This window comes from Janthinobacterium sp. KBS0711, from assembly GCF_000988085.1.
Taxonomy (GTDB): Bacteria; Pseudomonadota; Gammaproteobacteria; order Burkholderiales; family Burkholderiaceae_D; genus Janthinobacterium; species Janthinobacterium lividum_E.
Map to the genome: position 1 here is coordinate 125,206 of NZ_LBCO01000024.1, position 20,332 is coordinate 145,537.

The following is a 20,332-nucleotide window of genomic DNA, read 5'->3' on the forward strand; positions in this document are numbered from 1 at the left end:
GCGCGGCGCCATCGAACACGACGGCCGCGCGCGACCCGTCCAGCGGCTCGGCCCTGTCCACGACCCTGGCGCACATGGTGCCGCTGTCCTCGTTCAGCAGCTTTGCCGAAAGCTCGACGGCCACTTCCATCAATCACCAGGGCGGCGAACTGGCGACCACCGTGTCGTTCAACCTGGCAGACGGCTATCCGCTCAGCGACGGACAGGCCGCCGTGGCCCAGGCGGAGTCGGAAATCGGCATGCCCGTCAACGTGCGCGGCAGCTTCCAGGGTTCGGCCAAGAGCGCGCAGGACAGCAACAAGGAGCAGCCGCTGTTGATCCTGGCGGCCATCGTGGTGATCTACATCGTGCTGGGCATCCTGTACGAAAGCCTGATCCACCCCGTCACCGTGCTGTCGACTTTGCCGTCGGCGGGGGTGGGCGCCGTGCTGGCCTTGCTGCTGTTCCGCATGGAGTTTTCCATCATTGCCCTGATCGGCGTGTTCCTGTTGATCGGTATCGTGAAGAAAAATGCTATATTGATCATCGACTTCGCGCTGGAGGCCGAGCGTTCGCGCGGCTTGAGTGCGGTGGAGGCGGTGCGCGAGGCATGTTTGCTGCGTTTCCGCCCCATTCTGATGACCACCCTCGCGGCGGCGCTTGGCGCCTTGCCGCTGGCGATCGGTTTCGGCGAGGGGTCGGAGCTACGCCAGCCCTTGGGGGTCGCCATCATCGGCGGCCTGATTGCCAGCCAGTTACTCACATTGCTGACCACCCCGGTGGTCTACATCCTGCTCGACAAACTGCGCACGCGCAGCGCCGACGAGCAGCAATTGAGCCGCATTCCTGGGCCAGATAACCCGAGCACACAATCATGAAGCAAGTAAAACCTATTCCATCCGCCGTCCCCGCACGCCACTTGCTGGCGCTGGCGGCTGCTGTCCTGCTGGCCGGCTGCGCCGTCAGCCCCGCGTATGAAACGCCGACGGCCGCCGCGCCGCAAACGTTCAAGGAGGCGGCCGGCTGGGAGCCTGCCGTACCGGCCGATACCCTGGAGCGGGGTCCCTGGTGGACCCTGTTCGGCGACGCGCAGCTGAACCAGCTGGCCGAGGGCATCGACATATCGAACCAGAACGTGGCGGCCGCCATCGCCTCCTACGAGCAGGCGCGCGCGCTGGTGCGCGAACAGCGCGCCTCGCTGTTCCCCACAGTGAACCTGACGGGCAGCGGCGCCCGCTCCGGCGGCGGGGACGAGCAGCAGACGAACAACAACTTCAAGGCGGCCATCGGCGCGTCGTGGGAACCGGACGTGTGGGGCAAGCTGCGCGCCGGCGTGACGGGCGCGGATGCGAGTGCGGCCGCCAGCGCGGCGGACCTGGCCGCGGCGCGCCTGTCGGCGCAGGGCGAGCTGGCCACCAATTATTTTTCGCTGCGCCAGAGCGATGCGCAGATCGCGCTGCTCAATGCCACGATCGACGGCTACAAGCGCGTGCTCGAGATCACCAGCAACCGCTTCAACTCGGGCATCGCCGCCAAGTCCGACCTGCTGCAGGCGCAGACGCAGCTGGCCAATGCGCAGATCGATTTGTCCAGCCAGACGCGTGCGCGCGCCCAGCTGGAACACGCGATCGCCATTCTGCTGGGCAAGGCCCCATCCGACTTCAGCCTGGCCGTGGCGCCGTGGACCCTGACCGTGCCCGAGGTGCCGCTGGGCGTCCCGTCGACCCTGCTGCAGCGTCGTCCCGACATCGCCGCCGCCGAGCGCCGCGTGGCCGTGGCCAACGAGCAGATCGGCATCGCCCGCTCGGCGTATTACCCGAGCCTGAACCTGACGGGGTCCTACGGTTCCGGCGCCAGCCGTGTGGGCGACCTGTTCAATGCATCGTCGAGCCTGTGGTCCCTGGGCGTGTCGGCCGCGCAAACCCTGTTCAACGCGGGCGCCACGACGGCCAGCGTGGACGCGGCCAAGGCGGGGCATGAGGCGGCTGTGGCGCGCTACCGCCAGACGGTATTGAGTGCCTTTGGCGCCGTGGAAGACCAGTTGTCGGCCACGCGCGCGCTGGCCGAGCAGCTGGCCTTGCGCCAGCAGGCGTCGTCCGCCGCCGACCAGGTCGAACAGCAGATGCTGAACCGCTATAACGCGGGCCAGGTCGGCTACACGGACGTGGTGACGGCGCAAGTGACGGCCCTGTCGGCGCGCCGTTCGCTGGTGCAGGCGCAGGCGGACCGCCAGACGACAGCCGTGGCCCTGATCCAGTCGCTGGGCGGCGGCTGGCATGTGCCGCAGGCGCAGTAAGAGGGCGGCATGGGGCAGCATGGGGTAGCATAAAACCCCTGCGCCAAATTCGCGTTTTGTCGCGCATCTTGAGTGCTAGAATGCAAGATTATTATCAATTCCCAGCCTGACGCTTTGGCCGTGGCTGCATTCTTGCCGACGATGACACGCAGTAAACACAGCAATGCTTCCGTTCCCGAAGTGGCCGCCATCGTTTTCCCGGTGGTGGCCATTGGCGCTTCGGCCGGCGGACTCGATCCCATCGTCGCTTTCCTGGCCAACGTGCCGCAGGAAAGCGGGATTGCCTATGTGGTGATCCAGCATCTTGATCCCACGCAAAAGGCCATGCTGCCGGAACTGCTGCAGCGCGCCACCAGCATCCCCGTCACGGAAATCACGCACCAGTCAGAGTTGCGACCCAATCATATCTATGTGATCCCGTCGAATGCGGACCTGGGCCTGTCGAAGGGGCGTTTCGTGCTCAGCGAGCCGGTGCAGCTGCGCGGCCACCGCTTGCCCATCAATACCTTTTTCGAAAGCCTTGCAAGCGAGCTGGGCGAACTGGCCGTCGGCGTGATTTTTTCCGGCATGGGCAGCGACGGCACGCGCGGCCTGCAGGCGATCAAGCAGGCAGGCGGCCTGACCCTGGCCCAGCATCCCGATACGGCCAAGTTCGACATGATGCCGCAAAGCGCGATTGCCGCCGAAGTGGTGGACCTGGTCGATTTCCCCGACAAGATGCCGGACAAGATCATCACCTATCTGTTCCGCAGCAGTTTTCTCAGCTTGCCCGGGCATGAGCCGAACGGGCGTAATTCTCTGCAGGAAATTGTTGCCTTGCTGTCCGAACATACGGGCAACAGCTTTACCGATTACAAGATCAATACGGTGCTGCGGCGCATCGAACGGCGTATGAGCTTGTATCAAATGACGTCGATGGAAGCTTACGTGCCGTATTTGCGTGCCAATCCCGCCGAAATCGACTTGCTGTTCAAGGAATTGCTGATCGGCGTCACGAGCTTCTTCCGCGATCCCAAGGTGTGGGAATACCTGAAGATGGTGGCCTTGCCGCAATTGCTGGCGTCCCACCCGGACGGGCGCGCCTTCAAGGCCTGGGTGCCCGCCTGTTCCACGGGCGAGGAAGCCTATTCGCTGGCCATGGTGTTCCATGAAGTGGTGGCCAGCATCAATCCGCCGTCGAAATACAGCCTGCAGATCTTTGCCACCGACCTGTCGGCCGACGCCATCGACCGCGCCCGCCAGGGCCGCTTTCCGCACAGTATCATCAGCGACGTGTCCGCCGAACGGCTCGAGCGTTTCTTTGTCAATGACAAGAACGGCTACCACGTGAAGAAAGAGATCCGCAACACGATCATCTTTGCCCAGCAAAACATCATCTCTGACCCGCCGTTCACCAAGCTCGACATCCTGTGCTGCCGCAACCTGTTGATTTACCTCAATGCCAAGCTGCAGCAGCGTTTGATACCCTTGTTTCATTACGCCCTGAACCGGGATGGAATCTTGCTGCTGGGCAGTGCCGACACGCCCGGCCATTTTTCCGACCTGTTTTCGCCCCTGACCACGTCGACCCGGCTATATCGCCGCCTCGACAACCTGGCGCGCCAGCGTTTGCCCACGTATTTCCCCACCAAGGTATCGTTGGCATCCCCCCCTACACCTAGCGACACGAGAGAAGTGAGCATGACTGGAAAGATTCAATCCCATGTCGAGCAATTATTGCTCCAGAAATATTCGCCTGCCGCCGCGCTGCTGAACCAGGACGGCGACATCCTGTACATCAACGGCCGCACGGGCGCCTTCCTCGAACCGGCGGCCGGCAAGGCCAACTGGAATATCCACGCCATGGCGCGCGAAGGCTTGCGCTACGAGCTGGCCAGCCTGATCAAGCAAGCCCTGCAAAGCGAAAGCGTGGTGCGCCTGAAGGGCCTGGTGGTCAAGGACCACCTGGGACAGTCGCTGGGCGTGGACCTGAGCGCCGAAGCGCTGAGCCAGCCCGAGTCCTTGCGCGGCATGGTCTTCGTGACGTTCTCCAGCGCGCCGCTGGTGACCGAGGTACGCCGCGGCCGCTCGCCGAATCCGAAGGTGCTGGAGCTGGAGCAGCAGCTGGCGCAGGCGCGCAATGAAATCCAGGCCGTGCGCGACGAGATGCAGACGTCGCGCGAGGAGCTCAAATCGGCCAACGAGGAATTGCAGTCGACCAATGAAGAGCTGCAATCGACGAACGAGGAGTTGACCACCTCGAAGGAAGAGATGCAGTCGCTCAACGAGGAGCTGTACACGGTCAATGCCGAGCTGCAATCGAAGGTCGACGATCTGTCGCTGGTCAACAGCGACATGAAAAACCTGCTCAACAGCACCGATATCGCCACCATTTTCCTCGACAGCGACCTGCGCATCCGCCGCTTCACGGCGCCGGCCACGCAAATCTACAAGCTGATCCAGACGGATTTGCGCCGCCCGCTCAGCGACATCGTCAACGACCTCGACTATCCGGGCCTGGAAGACGATGCGCTGGAAGTCATCCGCAGCCTCGTGTTTTGCGAGCGGCAAGTGGAAACCAAGACGGGGCGCTGGTACAACGTGCGCATCATGCCGTACCGCACGATCGAAAATGTGATCGATGGCGTGGTGGTGACCTTCATCAACATCACGGAATCGAAACTGCTGGAAGCCCAGTTGCGCCAGATTCAGTCCGGCGCCGCGGCGGCCGGCAATAGCGGCGAGAACGTGTCATGAGCGAACCATTCGACGAGGGCAACGTGCCGGCCAGATTGCGAGAGCAGGCCGAGCAACTGGCGGCGCAGCAGCGCCAGCCCGTGCCGCAGTCGAATGAAGACGTGATACGCCAGCTGCATGAGTTGCAAGTCAGCCAGATCGAGCTGGAAATGCAGAACGCGGCCCTGGCCGAGCTGGAACAGCTGAAGAATGAATATGAAAGCAGCCGCGACCGTTATGCGCAGCTGTATGAACAGGCGCCCGTCAGCTACTTTTCGCTGGCGCGCGAGGGCGTCGTCACGCGTGTCAACGTGGCGGCTTGCGGCTTGCTGCAGCGCGACAAGAATCAGCTGCTGGGGCGGCGTTTCGAGCAATTCATCGCGCCCCAGGCGCAAGGCAGCTTCCGCCGCTTCCTCGACGCCGTCTTCACCAGCGGTGCGCGCCAGGTGCTTGAAGCGCAGCTGTTCGGCGGCTCGGCCGGCGGCATGGTGCGCATCGAAGCCAATTTCGACGCGGCCAGCGACACGGTGCGCATGCTGGTGACGGACCTGGGCGACGAGCACGCGCGCGAATCGGCCTTGCGGCGCGCCTTCGTCATCCTCGACAGTATCCGTGAAGGCGTGCTGGTGACGGACAGCGGCAACCGCATCATTTCCGTCAACCCCGCCTTCACCACCATCACCGGCTACCAGGCCGAGGAAGCCATCGGGCGCGATCCGTCCTTCCTCGGCGGCGGCACGCATTTGCCGCATTTCTATGAAACCATGTGGCGCAGCCTGCACCAGGATGGCAGCTGGTATGGCGAACTGGTGAACCGGCGCAAGAATGGCGAGCGCTTCGTCGAATCTCTGTCGATCACGCCCATGCGCACGGCGGACGGCAGCATCAGCCATTTTGTCGGCGTGTTTTCCGATATCACCGAGCGCAAGCTGGCCGAAGCGGACTTGCGCGAACTGCACCGCGAGCTGGACCAGCGGGTCATCGACCGCACGGCCGAATTGCTGCACGCCAACCAGCATCTGCAGCAGGAAGTGCAGCAGCGCGAACTGGCGCAGGAAGCCTTGCGCGATGCCGAGCGTTTCTTTCACGCCACCATCGATTCGCTGACGGACCGGGTGCTGGTGCTGGACCAGACGGGCAGCGTCTTGCATGCCAACCAGGCGTGCGTGGATTTTGTGGGGCAGATGGGAAAACCGCTGCATTACCTGGAGTTTTGCGAGACGGACGCGCGCTGGCAGCGCAGCGCCGGGCGCGAGCTGGCCGCCGGCATCCGCTCCGTGATTGCCGGCCGCGCCGATGCGTTTGCGCTCGAGTATGAATTTGCCACGCGCTCAGGACCCCGCTGGTCGCAGGCCAGGGTCAGCCGTTTTCTCGGCGAAGGGCCGCTGCGCGTCGTGGTGGCGCACACGGACATCACCGAACGCAAGTTGATGGATGGCGCCCTGCGCCAGTCGCACGCGCAGCTGCGCCAGTTGGCCTTGCACCTGGAAACGGCCAAGGAAGACGAGCGCAAGCGCATTTCGCGCGATATCCACGATGAACTGGGACAAAACCTGCTGGCGCTGCGCATCGATATCTCCATGCTCAGCGCCCGCACCGAGGGTTCCCATCCGCGCCTGCACCGCCGGGTCGGCGCCGTGCTCAGCAATGTCGACACGACCATCAAGAGCGTGCGCGGCATCATCAACGAGCTGCGCCCGATGGCGCTGGACCTGGGCTTGCAGGCCGCCATCGAATGGCAGGTGGGCGACTTCCGCAAGCGCAGCGGCGTCGCTTGCCGCCTGCTGATCCGCGACGAGGCGCTGTTTGCCGCCATCGGTAGCCAGGCCGAGATCGTGCTGTTCCGCATCGTGCAGGAAGCGCTCAGCAACGTCATGCGGCACGCCCAGGCCAGCCAGGTCGAGATCGAACTCAGTTCCGATGCCTGCGCCGTGTACGTGGCCATCAGCGACAACGGCATCGGCATCACGCCGCAGCAGCAGCGCAAGAAACAGTGTTTTGGCCTGATCGGCATCGCCGAGCGGGTGACGGCGCTGGGTGGCCACTTCGAGGTGGGCTTGCCGGCCTCGGGCACCGGCTGCCGCCTGGCCTTGCAGATTCCCTTGCAGGGAGTGGGGCGCCCGGCCGCCTGATACGGAAATTGCAATGGGTTAATTTTTGCCGACTCATGCCCCCTGGACAGGCTATACTTTCGCCTGCTATTTATGGAGGGGCATATCTTGTTCAAAACAATCGTTTTACCAGTCGCCTTGTTGGGCGCGTTCGCCGGCGCACACGCCGACGAAGGGCAGTGGCAACCACACCAATTGCCACAGCTGAAAGCCGAACTGAAACGGGTCGGCATCGAAATTCCTGCAGAAAAACTGGCCGACCTGAGCAAGCACCCGATGAGCGCCATCGTGTCGCTCGGTGGCTGCTCGGCCGCTTTCGTTTCCGACGCCGGCCTGGTGGTGACGAACCACCATTGCGCGTATGGCGCCGTGCAGCGCAATTCCACGCCGGAACACAATTACATCACCAACGGCTTCCTGGCCAAGACGCGCGCTAGCGAGCTGCCGGGCGGTCCGAACAGCCTCGTGTATGTGACGGACAAGGTGGAGAACGTCAGCGACCGTGTGCTGAAAGGCTTGACGGCCGACATGAGCGGCCGCGCACGCCACGAAGCCGTGGAAAAGCGCGTCAAGGACCTGATCGCCGAATGCGAAACGGACAAGATGTACCGCTGCTCCGTGCCCGCCTTCCACCGCGGCCTCGAGTACTACCGCATCCGCCAGATGATGATACGCGACGTGCGCCTGGTCTACGCGCCATCGGACAAGATCGGCAACTTCGGAGGCGACATCGACAACTACGAATGGCCGCGCCATACGGGCGACTACTCGTTCCTGCGCGCCTACGTGGGCAAGGATGGCCGTCCGGCCGATCCGTCGCCCGACAACGTGCCGTACAAATCGAAGGATTTCCTGGTGGTCTCGGCCGAAGGCTTGAAAGCCGGTGACGGCATCTTGCTGGCGGGCTACCCCGGCCGCACCAGCCGCTACAAGCTGCCGGCGGAAATCCGTTTTGCGCGCGATACGGCTTTCCCGCTGAAAGTATCCGAACTGCAAGCCGACCTGGCCGTGATGGCCGACGCGACGAATGGCGACGCGGCAGCCGCCGTGCGCTATGCCAGCGTGGTGAAAAGCATCAACAACGTGCTGAAGAAAACCCAGGGCTTGCTCGACGGTTTCGCCCGCAAGGATATCGCCGCCATCAAGGACGTGCAGGATGCCGAGTTCCGCGCCTGGTACGCCAAGCAGCCGAACGTATCGCCGACCCTGCTGGCCGAACTGGACGCGGCGATTGCCAGCGACATGGCCTTGAGCGAAGAAGAGTTCGCCTGGAGCGTGGCCACCAACAGCGATTTGCTGAAAAGCGCGCGCACCATCTACCGTTTGTCGCTGGAGCGCCAGAAAGCGGACGCCGAGCGCGAATCGGGCTTCCAGCAGCGCGACCTGGCCTTCATCAAGGCCCGTCTGGCCCGACTGGAACAGTCGTACGTCAACAAGGTCGACCAGGCGCGTTTTGAAGCCGGCCTGAAGCGTTACGCGCAACTGGCGGCGAAGAGCCATCCGCAAGGCCTGGACGCGCTGCTGCCGGCGCCAGGCGCCGTGGCCGCCCTGTACCAGCAGACGCAACTGGCTGACACGGCCAAGCGTCTGGCCTGGCTGGAAAAGGACCAGGCTGCCGTTACCCAGTCCGACGACGCCTTCATGCAACTGGCTGTCAAGCTGCATCCGGTGGACGTGGCGCTGGAAGAGCGCCGCAAGGAAATCGACGGCAACCTGGAACGCGTGATTCCGCAATACATGCAAGCCGTGATCGCGTGGAAGAAGTCGCAAGGCAAGCCTGTGTATCCTGACGCCAACTCGACCCTGCGCGTGACGTATGGCACCGTCTCGCCATACTCGCCGCGCGATGGCTTGACCAAGGGGCCGTTCACGACCGTGGAAGGCATCGTCGAGAAAGTCACTGGCAAGGCCCCGTTCGAAGCGCCGCAAGGACTGATCGACGCCGTCAAGCAAAAACGCTACGGCCAGTTCCGCGACCCGGTACTGGGCACGGTTCCCGTCAACTTCCTCACCAGCGCCGACACCACGGGCGGCAATTCCGGCTCGGCCGTGATGAACAAGCGCGGCGAGCTGATCGGCCTGAACTTCGATTCGACGTATGAATCGATTACCAAGGACTGGTACTTCGACACGGCCATCACGCGCGCCATCCATCTCGACATCCGCTACATGCTGTGGGTGATGAAGGAAGTGGACCATGCGGATAACCTGCTGCAGGAAATGACCATCAAGTATCCGAAGGCCACCAAGAAATAATTTTTCTTGGTTGAAATAAAGCCGCATCCGCCGTAGGGCCGATGCGGCTTTTTTGCGTATGGGCAACTAGTTTGAGTTCCATCAATATGCCAGCGTTCACCATGGTTAGCATAAGCCAGGGAAACAAGTTTGAAGGGGGGCACGATGGATGATGGCGAGCTGGCAGCCGATCTGGCGCGCCTTTTCGGAGCGAGCTGGCGAGTCCAGGACAGCCGCTTGCTGCGCATGGATTTTCCGCGCAACGATGGCCCGCCCGATACCGCGCTGCTGGTCAACAGCTTGCGGGCACACGAGGAAATGTCACGCGACTTCCGGTTCGAGGCCGAACTGCTGTCCGACAATCTCCACGTTCCCCTGACAGCGATGATGGGCCGGATGGTCACGATTTCGATGGTGCGCGATGACGGCAGCTTGCGCTATTTTAATGGTTATGTCGGCGAATTTCGCTTGTTGCGCAGCGATGGCGGTTTCGCGTTCTACCAGATGGTGCTGCAACCCTGGCTGGCGTTTTCCAGGCTGCGCATGGACAACGTCTCGTTCCACGAACGCACGGTCATCGACATCAGCGAAACTACCTTCGATCACTATTTGCAGCGCGACTGGCAAAACCGGCTGCATGAGGAAAAAGCGATATTAAGCTGCGCCAACCAGCATAATGAAACCGATTACAACCATCTGCACCGGCGCTGGGAAGACCAGGGTATCCACTATTGGTATGAACATCGCGCCGACGGTCATACGCTCTGTTTGGGCGACAATACCTGGCTGAGCGACAGCATCGACCCAGGCGACCACGATGCCAGCGAAGCCGACGAGATGGTGTTCCGCGGCGACGCGGGCTCGCTGGAGCGCGACGGCATACGCGATTGGCAGGCAATACGAAAGATTGCTTCAGGCTCGCTCACGCTGGCCAGCTTCAATTACAAGCAGGCGTATGCCAGCCGCACCAGCGGCTATGCGCTGCACCAGCAGGGCGACGTGTTTGCCCATGAACTGTATCAGGACACCGGCTATGGCTATGCCGACATGGGCGACGGCGAAGCGCTGGCGCAACGCCGCCTGGAGGAAAATAACTGCCGGGCGCAATACTTCGACGCTGGCGGCAATCACCGCTGCGTCCAGGCCGGGCGCAGTTTCACGCTGGGCGGACACTTCAGCGGCAAGCAATCCATGCCGGCCAGAGGTGAACCGGCGCGCCCGGACATCGGCTCGCGCGAATACCTGATCCTGTCGGTCGATCATATCGCCAGCAACAATTACCAGGCAGGCACGGGCGCGAAGTCGCATTATGAAAACCGTTTTAGCTGCATCCGCAAGAGCATCCGCTGGTATCCGGGGCGGCAGTTCAACAGCACGCCTTGTGCGTTGCCCGGCGTGCAGACGGCGATTGTCACCGGGCCGGCAGGCGAAACCATCCATACTGACGCGCTGGGCCGGGTGAAGGTGCAATTCCACTGGGACCGGCTGGGCAAGTTCGACGCAGGCAGTTCGCCATGGATCAGGGTCATGACGCCATGGGCGGGCCAGGCGTTCGGCCAGATCGCGTTGCCGCGCATTGGCCAGGAAGTGCTGATCCAGTTTCTCGACGACAATATCGACCGTCCCGTCATTGTCGGCGCGGTGTACAACGGCAAGCATGCGCCGCCGTGGAATTTGCCGGGGCAACGCATGCTTGGCGGCTGGCGCAGCGCCGAGCTGATGCCTGGCGGCGGCTACGGCGTGCGCGGTAACCAGTTGGTGCTTGACGACACGCACCAGCGCATCCAGGCGCAACTGAAAAGCGATCATCAGCACAGCCAATTGTCGCTCGGCTGCATCAGCCGCATCGAAGACGCCAGCGGGCGCAAGGATGCGCGTGGCGAGGGCTGGGAACTGGCGTCAGACGCCTGGGGCGTGGCGCGCGCCGGCCGCGGCATGTTGCTGACCACCGAAGCGCGCCCTGGCGCCGCCTCGCATATCAAGAGCATGGATGAAACCTTGCGCCGGTTGGCCGAGGCTGCTGAACGGCACAAGGCGCTCGCCGCCTTGGCGCAGCATTACGGTGCGCAAGAAAGTTCCGCCCAGCAGGGCGCCGCCGCCGATGTGCTGAAAGCCCAGCATGCCGGGATCAAGGGCGGTGCCGGCAGTGGCGAAAACGCATTTCCCGAATTGTCAAAGCCGCATCTGGTGCTGGCCAGTCCGGCTGGTATCGAAACGACGACCGCGCAATCGACGCACATCGCCAGCGCCGAGCACACCGCGCTGACGGCCGGGTGCGACCTGTCGCTGGCGGCCGGCGGCGGCCTGTTCGCCAGCATCGGCGCGGCGTTTCGCCTGTTCGTCCACAAGGCGGGCATGAAACTGATCGCCGCAGCTGGCCCGGTGCAGATCGCGGCGCAAACCGATGCGGTCGATATCGTCGCCAACAAGGTTCTGGAATTGATCAGCCAGACCGACTGGGTGAATATTCGCGGCCGCAAAGGCGTGCGTCTGCATGGCGCCAATTGCATGCTTGAAATTAGCGACAAGGTGCAGTTTTTTACCGCGTCGCCGACACTGTTCCATGGCAACCTGGAAACGCTGGCACCCAAAAAACGGCCGCAACCGGAGCTGGAGCCTGCCATCGGACCCGTCGAAGGGCAGTTGCAGCATACGATCCAGGCCCATGCGGATGGCGGTCAATACGCGCATGTGCCGTACACGCTGTACAAGGGGGACGCCGAAGTCGAACGCGGCTTGACCGACGAATTCGGCCGCATCCTCATCGCGCATCAGGACGGCACGCCGCGCTACCGTGTCGTCCTTGGCAATGGCGAAGAGTTTTCATTGCAGGCGAGCGCACGCTTCGACCCGAACGCGGCGCCGGACGGCGAACAGAAGCTATCGAACCGCGGTTTGCGCGCGTTCGACGACACCGCCGATGGCCGCTGGGTTCAATGATGCACGACACTGACTGGAGAGCGCCATGCCGGAATCGAGCGGCCGTATCGAAACCACCCACATCGACGAGGTTGGCCGTACTGCGACCAGTTCGCTCCAGTGGCTGCTGGAAAACCGCAACCTGAAGGGCAAGGCCACTCATCCGATTACGCATAACAACAAGCTGACACTGTTCATTTGCGGACAGGAAGGGTTCGCCGACATCGCCGGCGAGATCGCCAAGGCTAAACATTCAATCGACCTGTGCTGCTGGGGTTTCGACCCGGGCATGGAACTGGTGCGCGGCAACAGCGCCACCTGGCCGCGCGGCGCAACGTTTGGCGACTTGCTGATTGCCGCCGCACGGCGTCACGTCAGGGTGCGCCTGCTGATCTGGCATGACCGTATCGGTTCGCCGATGGTGCGCAGTATGCCGGGCCATTCGCACGGCACCTCACCATGGAAAACCGGTGGACAGCGCGCCGACGATATCAGTGCAAAAGCCAGCCTGGCGATGTTGCAGGAGGCAGTCAGGAAAAAACTTGTTTTAAGCAGTGCTTTCAGGGGCGATATCGTCCGGCCCGAGGATATCCCAATGCTTGCGCGTGAAGAATATTGCCACAGCTGGTATGCGGCCGCGTTCCATGGCTTGTTGGAAGGCCTGGAGATTCGCTTGCGGCACGGCGACAGCACCGCGATCAGCAAGAGTATCGCGACCGAAATAAGCCAGCCGCGCGGCTTGACGATGGGGGAAATTGAAAAGCCCGGCATGCAATACCTGGGCACGCACCACCAGAAGCCTGTCCTGATCGATTTCGACCACGAAGAGGGAGCCAAGGCCGTCGGTTACGTGATGGGCCTGAACTCGGTGACCGATTACTGGGACACGACGGCCCATCTGCTCGACGATACGCGCCGCGAACAGGGTGGTGTCAACGAGCGGCGCGAGTGCTTGCAGGGAATGGCCGCGGACGGCGGGTTCGCCACCTTGAAACCGTATCAGGATTACGCCTGCCGCATCGACGGCGGCAAGGCATTGATCGCGCTGTACAACAATTTCGTGAAGGCGTGGGACCGCGCTATCGACGACCGCACGCGTTCGGCTTCCACCGACTGTGTTAGCCAGGAGTTGCCATGTGGCAGCCCACCGGCGCGGCTGTTGCGCGAGGCCAGGCAGGATGACTCCACCGTGCAGATCGTCCTGACGCAGCCCGAGGAGCAGGACAAGACGATCAAGGAAACCTACTTTCGCGCCGTGACCCAGGCCAGCCTGGCGGCCGGCTACCTGTATGTGGAAAACCAGTATTTCCAGTATGAAGAATGGGCCCGGCACTTGCTGGCCGAGCGCAAGAAGGTGGTCGCCGCCTGGAAGGCCGGCAGCGTGAAAGCGGGCAAGACCATGCGTGATATGCCCGTCATGCACGTATTCATCGTCATCCCGGTGCCGGAGCGGGCGCAGATGGTGCCACGCACCCACGACACGCTGGCGGCGCTGGGGCAGCACGCTGGCATGACGGGACAAAACACCATGATCGACGACTACAACAAGCGGCCGAAAACCCGGCGTGTCAGGGCAGGATTCGGCATTTCCACCGAGGCGGAAGTCCAGTTGCCCGACGTGGTGCGGCATTCCAACGGCATCAACAAACCCGGCGCGATGACGCTTGAAAGCGAATTCGGGTTGAGGGTGTCGGTGGCCATGCTCAATGTCAGCGCGTTCGATAACGACCGCTGGCGCTACCGTGAAATCTACATCCATTCCAAATTGATGCTGGTCGACGACGTGTTCATGACCTTGGGCAGCGCCAACTTGAACCAGCGCAGCATGGCCGTCGACAGCGAAATCAATATCGCCACCGTCAATTACCGCGTGGCCACGGATTTGCGCAAGCGGGTGTGGCACATGCATAGCGGGGGATTGGTCGATGGCGGGAGTGGGAAGAAGGCGGAGATTGTGGATGCTTTTGAAAAGTGGGGAAACTTAATGAAGGCCAATCGAACGAAAAAGCTGGCAAAACAAGGCGGAGCAAAATTAAAAAAAATGATTGGTTTTTTGTTGCCATTAGAAGATAACCGAAGTTCTACTATACGTCTGGGGTGAGCATGAAACAGTATCAAAATATATTCATTCGTCTGCCATGTTCCGTATTGGTAGTTCTCCTGTATATCCCTTTATTCGCCTGCAAAATGCCAAACGACAAAGAAGAAGTCTTGCCACGCAACCAAAGCCTGCCCCTCTTCAATCCGCATGTCCCTGATTTCATTTGTGAAATCGAATCGAACAAGGTGCCGCCCATCGATGCGCAAGCCGAGGACTGGTTTCTCGAAGCACGCGCCTTGGAAGATCCTGAAATTTTTGTGGAAGACCGCGATTATAAAAAAATCATCGATCTGACGCGTCAGGCGGCGCAGCGTTTGCACTGGAAGGCGATGCTCAATCTGGCCAGCCTGTATGTGGAAGGACGCGATCCTTTAAATGGTGAGGAAGAAGCGGTGCAACTGGTGGAAAAGGCGATGCGGCTGGGCATACCGGCGGCCTACGACCGGATGGGAACGTATTATGCGAACAGTACGGGTGTGACAGGCGATACCACCCGGGCTTATGCCTTCTGGCAAAAGGCGGCTGTCATGGGAAATCCTCAGGCGATGGCATTTTTAGGGGAAAAATTAAGAGCGGGAACAGACGGTGCTATTCCTGGATATTGGGCCAATATTCCTGTAGCGATAAAAATGATGGCGTGTGCGCTTTCTCAAGGGTATGGGCCTGCTGCGTTTAACCTGCACTATTTGTATGCAATACCAAGAGCTGCAAATGGCGATGAGATTGGCGATCGAACTCCTGCAACCAAACAGCGTGCTCTAAATGTATTGCATGAGGGAGTCAAGTTTGGCTGCGCAGAATGTGCGAGCGCACTGGCAATTGAATTTGGTTCTCCTTTTGATCTTGCCGATATGCTGGCGCCATACGTGGACAAAGCTCGCGGCGAACGTTATGCGGTACTTAATCGTGAACTGGGATTCAATCCCAATGCACGCTTTCCTAATCTGGACAAGGTATTGCCGCTGCCCCCCGCCGACTTGCCCCCCTGGAATGGCGACAGGGATACCTTGCTGCATGAAGCCAAGGGTGTGCGCCCGCCGCCAGCGATCCCACAGCCAAGCGCCGCCTCGCTGTTGCAAAAACCGTATTTCCTGGCCGCCGACTATGCGCTGCATCCCACCGGCTTGCACAGCGACGCGCCTACTGCGCCGTTTTCCGCATATTGGCAACCGGCCCAAGGGCAAGGATTGACGGAGCCGGCCCGGCTGTTCCGTAAAGATGAAGAGTTCCGCCATTTCAGCGTGTTGGATGCCGACAACAAGAGTCGTTATGGCCGCGTGACATGGGAACAGTACCTGACGATACGGCACAACCATGGGGCAGTGGAGCCGCGCGCGGCGCGCGGCTTGCTGCGCGAGGTGGCGCGGCCTGAGCCATGGTTGAGCTGCGCTTGCGACCAGGCCTGTCCGGTCAGCGGCGTCTGGCAACCGTGGGTGGCGGCCGACCATCCGCTGCAGGCCATCGTCAACCAGTACTGGCGCCAGGCGTGGCTGAGCCAGGGCGCACCGTTCCCGCGACCGCGCCGCGACTGGCTGCTTGATTTGTCAGATGGCGACGTAATGTGGCATTTGATGGATGCGTCCCTTCCTGATCTTGGATAACGTAATGCCGCAGCGATGGAGGACGCAATGGATAGCAATCAATCCTGCAAGGCTGCCATGAGAGGACGCTGCGCATCGCTTATCTTCTTATGCTGCCTGCTTGCCTGCAAAATGCCAGACGAAAAGTTTGGCCGCGCAACCAAAGTCTGCCCCTCTTCAATCCGCATGTCGCGGATTTTATCTGCGAAACTGAGGCGAGCAAAGTGCCGCCCATTGATGCGCAAGCCGAGGACTGGTTTCTCGAAGGACGCGCCATGGAAGATCCTGAAATTTTCGTGGAAGACTGCGGTTACAAAAAAATTGTCGATCTGACGCGTCAGGCGGCGGAGCGATTGCACTGGAAGGCGATGCTCAATCTGGCCAGCCTGTACGTGGAAGGGCGCGATCCTTTAAATGGTGAGGAAGAGGCGGTGCAACTGGTGGAAAAGGCAATGCGGCTGGGCATACCGGCGGCCTACGACCGGATGGGAACGTATTATGCGAACAGTACGGGTGTGACAGGCGATACCACCCGGGCTTATGCCTTCTGGCAAAAGGCTGCTGTCATGGGAAATCCTCAGGCAATGGCATTTTTGGCGGATAAATTAAATGTAGGACCCGCCAGTGAAGGGGCGGGCTATTGGTCCAATATTCCCGTTGCGACAAAAATGCTGGAATGTGCATTTGGGCAAGGATATGGTCCGGTAGCATTTGATTTGCATTATTTGTACGTGTCTCCACGGGCCGCCAGTGGAAAAATAAATGGCTCGCGTAACGCCGAAACAAAAAATCGTGCATTAAAAGTATTGCATGAAGGTGTTAAGTTCGGCTGTGGGGATTGCGCAAATGCACTGGCAATTGAATTTGGTTCTCCTTTTGATCTTGCCGATATGCTGGCGCCATACGTGGACAAAGCTCGCTGCGAACGTTATGCGGTACTTAATCGTGAACTGGGATTCAATCCCAATGCGCGCTTTCCCAATCTGGACAAGGTATTGCAGCTGCCCCCCGCCGACCTGCCGCCCTGGAATGGTGACAGGGATACCTTGCTGCATGAAGCCAAGGGTGTGCGCCCACCGCCAGCCATCCCGAAGCCAAGCGCAGCCTCGCTGTTACAAAAACCGTATTTCCTGGCCGCCGACTATGCCCTGCAACCCACCGGCTTGCACAGCGACGCGCCGACTGCGCCATTTTCCGCATACGGGCAAGCCGCCGGTTTGCCGTCCCAGCATCGCCCGCACTGTTCACGCGCCACCGCCTGCCGCATTGGCTGTGCCACGTATAATTCCTCGCACTATCCACCGCTATTCTTTTCCGACAGGCCCACCATGTCCCTGACTCCCGATTCGCTGCCTGACTGGCAAACGTTTGAAGCGGCATACGCCGTTGAAGAGACCTGGCTCAGGCTGGCCACTGCATCGCTGGCACTGCTGGGCGCCTCCCCATTCAAGGACCAGGAATTTTCAGCGTTTGCCTTCAACGCCGTATCGTTTCCGTCCCTTTCGCTGAGCTTTGACACCGACCCCGATAGCCGGGCGCGTGGTGACTATCCGCCGGACTGGTCGAACGAGTGCATGGAAGTCGATGTGCCGGAAATCGGCCAGCTGTGGGAAGAGGGGCATGCAACGATAGAAGGCGCGCTGATCGAGCTGATCGACGCTGCCGATGACGACTTGCTCGATGCCATCGAGGAAGGCTATCTGCACAGCCTGAGGAAAACCATGGTGCGGCTTGAAACGAGCCATGCTTTCGAGCAAATCAAAATATGCGCGCACTTCTGGACCGTGGTCACGCAAATCGACGCCGATACGGATGAAGAGGAGCGGCTGCTCGAGCAGGTGCGGCTGGCGGCATTGGCCAGCCCCGCATGACGGGCATTTGCCGGCCGCATGCTATATCAGGGCTTTCCAGGCCCTGACTTCTTCGTCCGTGAGCGCCGGCCCCCAGCCGCCGCGCAGGGCAGCATCGTGCTGCACATAGTGCGCCAACTGCGGTATCGCCACGTCATGCCGGGCACAGAGATCAAGCACGGCTTCCAGCTGGCGCCGGCTTTCCGGAAGGTCATTGCCATACCAGGTGCAGGCGCTCGTTTCCAGCACATGCTGAACAAGTTGCTCCAGCGTGCCGAGCAGGTGCCCGGGTATGGCCATGCGGATGTCGTCCGGCCAGGGATCGCCCATGCCCGTCATGGCCAGGGAAGCAAAGCCGCTTTCCCAGGCAGCAAAATCCCCAGGCCCGACCTGCGTCACTTGCCATATGTGTTCGGTGAACGCGGACAGTGCCTGATGATGAAGGGCATGCCGCTGGCAAAAGCGTTGCAGGCACGTTACGGCAATGCATTGCCTGGCGATCACGGAGAGAGTGTCTATCGATATATTGTGCATAAATTGACGGTGTTTCAAAAATAATGGCTGGTCTCGGCTGAGTGCGTGCCTCTCAGCTCCCTGGCGCATGCTGCTTCAGCTTGAATCATTTTTCAAAGACCAGCCAGGACCAGCTCACCCCCGCCTGGCGATTCTGCGGCTGGATGGATGGCGCCTGCGTGCTCAGCATGACCTTGAGTCCATGCCGCATCGCCAGGTCTGCCGTTTCACTGGCGGATACGTCAAAGATGCGGCGGCCTTCAGGAGCCGGGCCATGCCTCAGGGAAATGACGAGTACTGCGCCGGGCTTGAGCAATGTGCTGATATTGCCCATCGCCTCCATCCTTTCTTCCGCTGTCAGATGCATCCAGACGGCAGCGACGACAATCAGGTCATACTTGGTGTGGCGCGCGCCTATCGTGGACAGGGCGGGCAGGCTATCGTTGATCCATTCAAGGTTGGCCAGGGCATGCGCCTTCATGCCCGCCGCGCGGAAGGCGGCAACGGGCTCAAGCGCGATTACCGTGTGCCCCAGGCTTGCCAGCCACGCCGCGTCGCCGCCTGTCCCGGCGCCGATGTCGAGCACGGCGCCTGATCGCGTCGGCAAGAGATGGGCAACGGGGCGGTATTTATCCAGGAAGGCAACGCTGTCATATCGGGAGATGAGCCGCCCTGCATTTTCTGCATAGCCCTCGGTGCCCGGGACAGTGGATGGGGCCATGGGTTCCTGCATGATCAGCGGGCGCATCTGGCGATGGTCATCATGGCTGTTCTCCCGCTTGCTGACGCGCCTGCCGCAAGGCCTCCACGGGCAACTGGAAAAAACGCGGCACCATCGCGGGGGACAAGTCGTCGCCGCCGTCCGCCATGGCCAGGCGGCCGCTCAGCAGCAGCATCACGTAGCCGTGGCCCAGCGACCAGCCGGCGCTGGCGGCGGCCTTGTCCCAGCGCGGGTCGAGGCCCGCTTCGCGCACGGCCGCGCCGGCCGTCTGCAGCACGTACTGGAAGCACGCTTGCGCCGCTTCCAGCAGGGCGGGGAACTGGCGCACGTCCTGGTGTTCGAACATCAGCCGGTAGTGGGCCGGTGCGGCCAGGGCGAATTCGATGTATTGCTGGCCCAGCAGCTGAAACCGCTGTTCGGAGGGCAGGCTGCCCTGCGGCGGCAATTCCGCTTCCCATTTTGCGATCAGGCTGGCGAAACCGGCGGCCGCCACGTCGGCCAGCAAGGCTTCCTTGCTGGGGAAGTGGCGGTACACGGCGGCGATCGACACGCCCACCGTGCGCGCCAGTTCGCGCAGCGAGAGGGTGGCGTCGTGCTGCTGCGCCAGTTGCGCGATGGTGGCGGCGACTAGGGTGTCGCGCAGGTTGCCATGATGATAGGTAGTCGTTATTGTCATTCTATGTTATCGCTGTTCACATTGTCGTGTATGATGGTCATGTTATCACTGAAAACATGGAGAGCACATGCAAGAGATAAGCAACGTGGTACTTGCCGTGGCCATGCCGCCCGGCGCCAGCATCGCCCCCTTGTACCAGGGCAGCAACCTGGCCGATGCGTATGCCGTCGCGCTGCCGACTGCGCAGGCGCGCCAGATGGACATGGAAAACCTGGCGCGCGCGCTGCTGGGCAGTCAGCCGGGCTGGGCGCGCAAGCTGATGGTGGTGCGCGACGCCATCGTGGCGCGCTTCGGCATCCGGACGGCAAAGCAGATGGAAGAGCGGCCCGGCAAGCGCATCGGCATCTTCCGCATCTTTGCCGTCAGCGACGATGAGATCATCGTGGGCGAGGACGACAGCCACCTGGACTTCCGCCTGTCGGTGCTGCGCCACCGCGACGCGGGGCCGCATGGCAGCGTGACCCTGTCCAGTGTCGTGCATTGCCATAATGCGGTGGGACGCGCCTACATCCTGGTGATCCGGCCTTTCCACAAGCTGATCGTGCGGCGTTCGCTGGCGCGCGCCGTCAAGGAAGGCTTTGCCTGAGCGGGTTGAGCGGGGAAGGGGCGTGACGCTGCGGGCAATCTTGCTTATTC

The 20,332-nt window shown here is 61.5% G+C and carries 13 protein-coding genes; 10 read left to right on the plus strand and 3 right to left on the minus strand.

Translation table 11 applies throughout. The annotated features are described in order from the left end of the window. The 9 genes from VM94_RS29000 to VM94_RS28225 all read left to right on the plus strand — a co-directional run. A partial coding sequence (locus VM94_RS29000; RefSeq protein WP_046684690.1) for an efflux RND transporter permease subunit occupies positions 1-857 on the plus strand: 857 nt, incomplete at its 5' end. Beyond that, positions 854-2,275: an efflux transporter outer membrane subunit gene (locus VM94_RS13150; RefSeq protein ID WP_046683897.1), complete on the plus strand. Its 1,422-nt coding sequence runs from the start codon at positions 854-856 to the stop codon at positions 2,273-2,275. The genes VM94_RS29000 and VM94_RS13150, both read left to right, overlap by 4 nt. Before the next feature lie 141 nt (positions 2,276-2,416). Next, complete coding sequence (locus VM94_RS13155; protein ID WP_046684573.1) at positions 2,417-5,011, plus strand: chemotaxis protein CheB; 2,595 nt, start codon at positions 2,417-2,419, stop codon at positions 5,009-5,011. After that, positions 5,008-7,122 carry a sensor histidine kinase gene (locus VM94_RS13160; RefSeq protein ID WP_235432908.1) on the plus strand — a complete coding sequence of 705 codons (2,115 nt, stop codon included), beginning with the start codon at positions 5,008-5,010 and terminating at the stop codon, positions 7,120-7,122. Before VM94_RS13155 ends, VM94_RS13160 begins: the two co-directional genes overlap by 4 nt. An 87-nt stretch (positions 7,123-7,209) precedes the next feature. Then, positions 7,210-9,357 carry a S46 family peptidase gene (locus VM94_RS13165; RefSeq protein WP_409929599.1) on the plus strand — a complete coding sequence of 716 codons (2,148 nt, stop codon included), beginning with the start codon at positions 7,210-7,212 and terminating at the stop codon, positions 9,355-9,357. Positions 9,358-9,486: 129 nt separating this feature from the next. Next, positions 9,487-12,276, plus strand: a complete 2,790-nt coding sequence (locus VM94_RS13170; protein WP_235432909.1) for a type VI secretion system Vgr family protein — start codon at positions 9,487-9,489, stop codon at positions 12,274-12,276. 25 nt (positions 12,277-12,301) lie between these two features. Then, positions 12,302-14,356 carry a phospholipase D-like domain-containing protein gene (locus VM94_RS13175; protein ID WP_046683900.1) on the plus strand — a complete coding sequence of 685 codons (2,055 nt, stop codon included), beginning with the start codon at positions 12,302-12,304 and terminating at the stop codon, positions 14,354-14,356. Between the two features lie 2 nt (positions 14,357-14,358). Then, positions 14,359-15,957, plus strand: coding sequence for a tetratricopeptide repeat protein (locus VM94_RS28220; protein ID WP_138829157.1), 1,599 nt, complete (start codon positions 14,359-14,361; stop codon positions 15,955-15,957). An 89-nt stretch (positions 15,958-16,046) separates the two neighbouring features. Further along, entirely contained in the window at positions 16,047-17,807 is a 1,761-nt protein-coding gene (locus tag VM94_RS28225) for an SEL1-like repeat protein (RefSeq protein WP_138829156.1), read from the plus strand. Positions 17,808-17,828: 21 nt separating this feature from the next. Here the strand turns inward: VM94_RS28225 and VM94_RS13190 are convergent, their stop codons facing one another. The 3 genes from VM94_RS13190 to VM94_RS13200 all read right to left on the minus strand — a co-directional run bounded on the left by VM94_RS13190 (position 17,829) and on the right by VM94_RS13200 (position 19,696). Further along, positions 17,829-18,338, minus strand: a complete 510-nt coding sequence (locus VM94_RS13190) for a hypothetical protein (RefSeq protein WP_138829155.1) — start codon at positions 18,336-18,338, stop codon at positions 17,829-17,831. A gap of 67 nt (positions 18,339-18,405) precedes the next feature. Then, positions 18,406-19,020, minus strand: a complete 615-nt coding sequence (locus VM94_RS13195) for a class I SAM-dependent methyltransferase (protein ID WP_046684576.1) — start codon at positions 19,018-19,020, stop codon at positions 18,406-18,408. Positions 19,021-19,060: 40 nt separating this feature from the next. Then, positions 19,061-19,696 (minus strand): TetR/AcrR family transcriptional regulator, encoded by a 636-nt coding sequence (locus VM94_RS13200; protein ID WP_052755754.1) that lies wholly within the window; start codon positions 19,694-19,696, stop codon positions 19,061-19,063. A gap of 67 nt (positions 19,697-19,763) precedes the next feature. Here VM94_RS13200 and VM94_RS13205 point away from each other — a divergent pair, with 67 nt between their 5' ends. After that, on the plus strand, positions 19,764-20,282 hold the full coding sequence (locus tag VM94_RS13205; protein ID WP_046683903.1) for a DUF2867 domain-containing protein: 519 nt from the start codon (positions 19,764-19,766) through the stop codon (positions 20,280-20,282). Positions 20,283-20,332: the final 50 nt, after the last annotated feature.

Bases quoted from the DNA above. Each gene is read 5' to 3' on its own strand.
- VM94_RS13150 (WP_046683897.1), top strand. From the start codon at position 854: ATGAAGCAAGTAAAACCTATTCCATCCGCCGTCCCCGCACGCCACTTG.
- VM94_RS28225 (WP_138829156.1), top strand. From the start codon at position 16,047: ATGCTGCCTGCTTGCCTGCAAAATGCCAGACGAAAAGTTTGGCCGCGC.
- VM94_RS13195 (WP_046684576.1), bottom strand. From the start codon at position 19,020: ATGGCCCCATCCACTGTCCCGGGCACCGAGGGCTATGCAGAAAATGCA.
- VM94_RS13155 (WP_046684573.1), top strand. From the start codon at position 2,417: ATGACACGCAGTAAACACAGCAATGCTTCCGTTCCCGAAGTGGCCGCC.
- VM94_RS13175 (WP_046683900.1), top strand. From the start codon at position 12,302: ATGCCGGAATCGAGCGGCCGTATCGAAACCACCCACATCGACGAGGTT.
- VM94_RS28220 (WP_138829157.1), top strand. From the start codon at position 14,359: ATGAAACAGTATCAAAATATATTCATTCGTCTGCCATGTTCCGTATTG.
- VM94_RS13205 (WP_046683903.1), top strand. From the start codon at position 19,764: ATGCAAGAGATAAGCAACGTGGTACTTGCCGTGGCCATGCCGCCCGGC.
- VM94_RS13200 (WP_052755754.1), bottom strand. From the start codon at position 19,696: ATGACAATAACGACTACCTATCATCATGGCAACCTGCGCGACACCCTA.
- VM94_RS13160 (WP_235432908.1), top strand. From the start codon at position 5,008: ATGAGCGAACCATTCGACGAGGGCAACGTGCCGGCCAGATTGCGAGAG.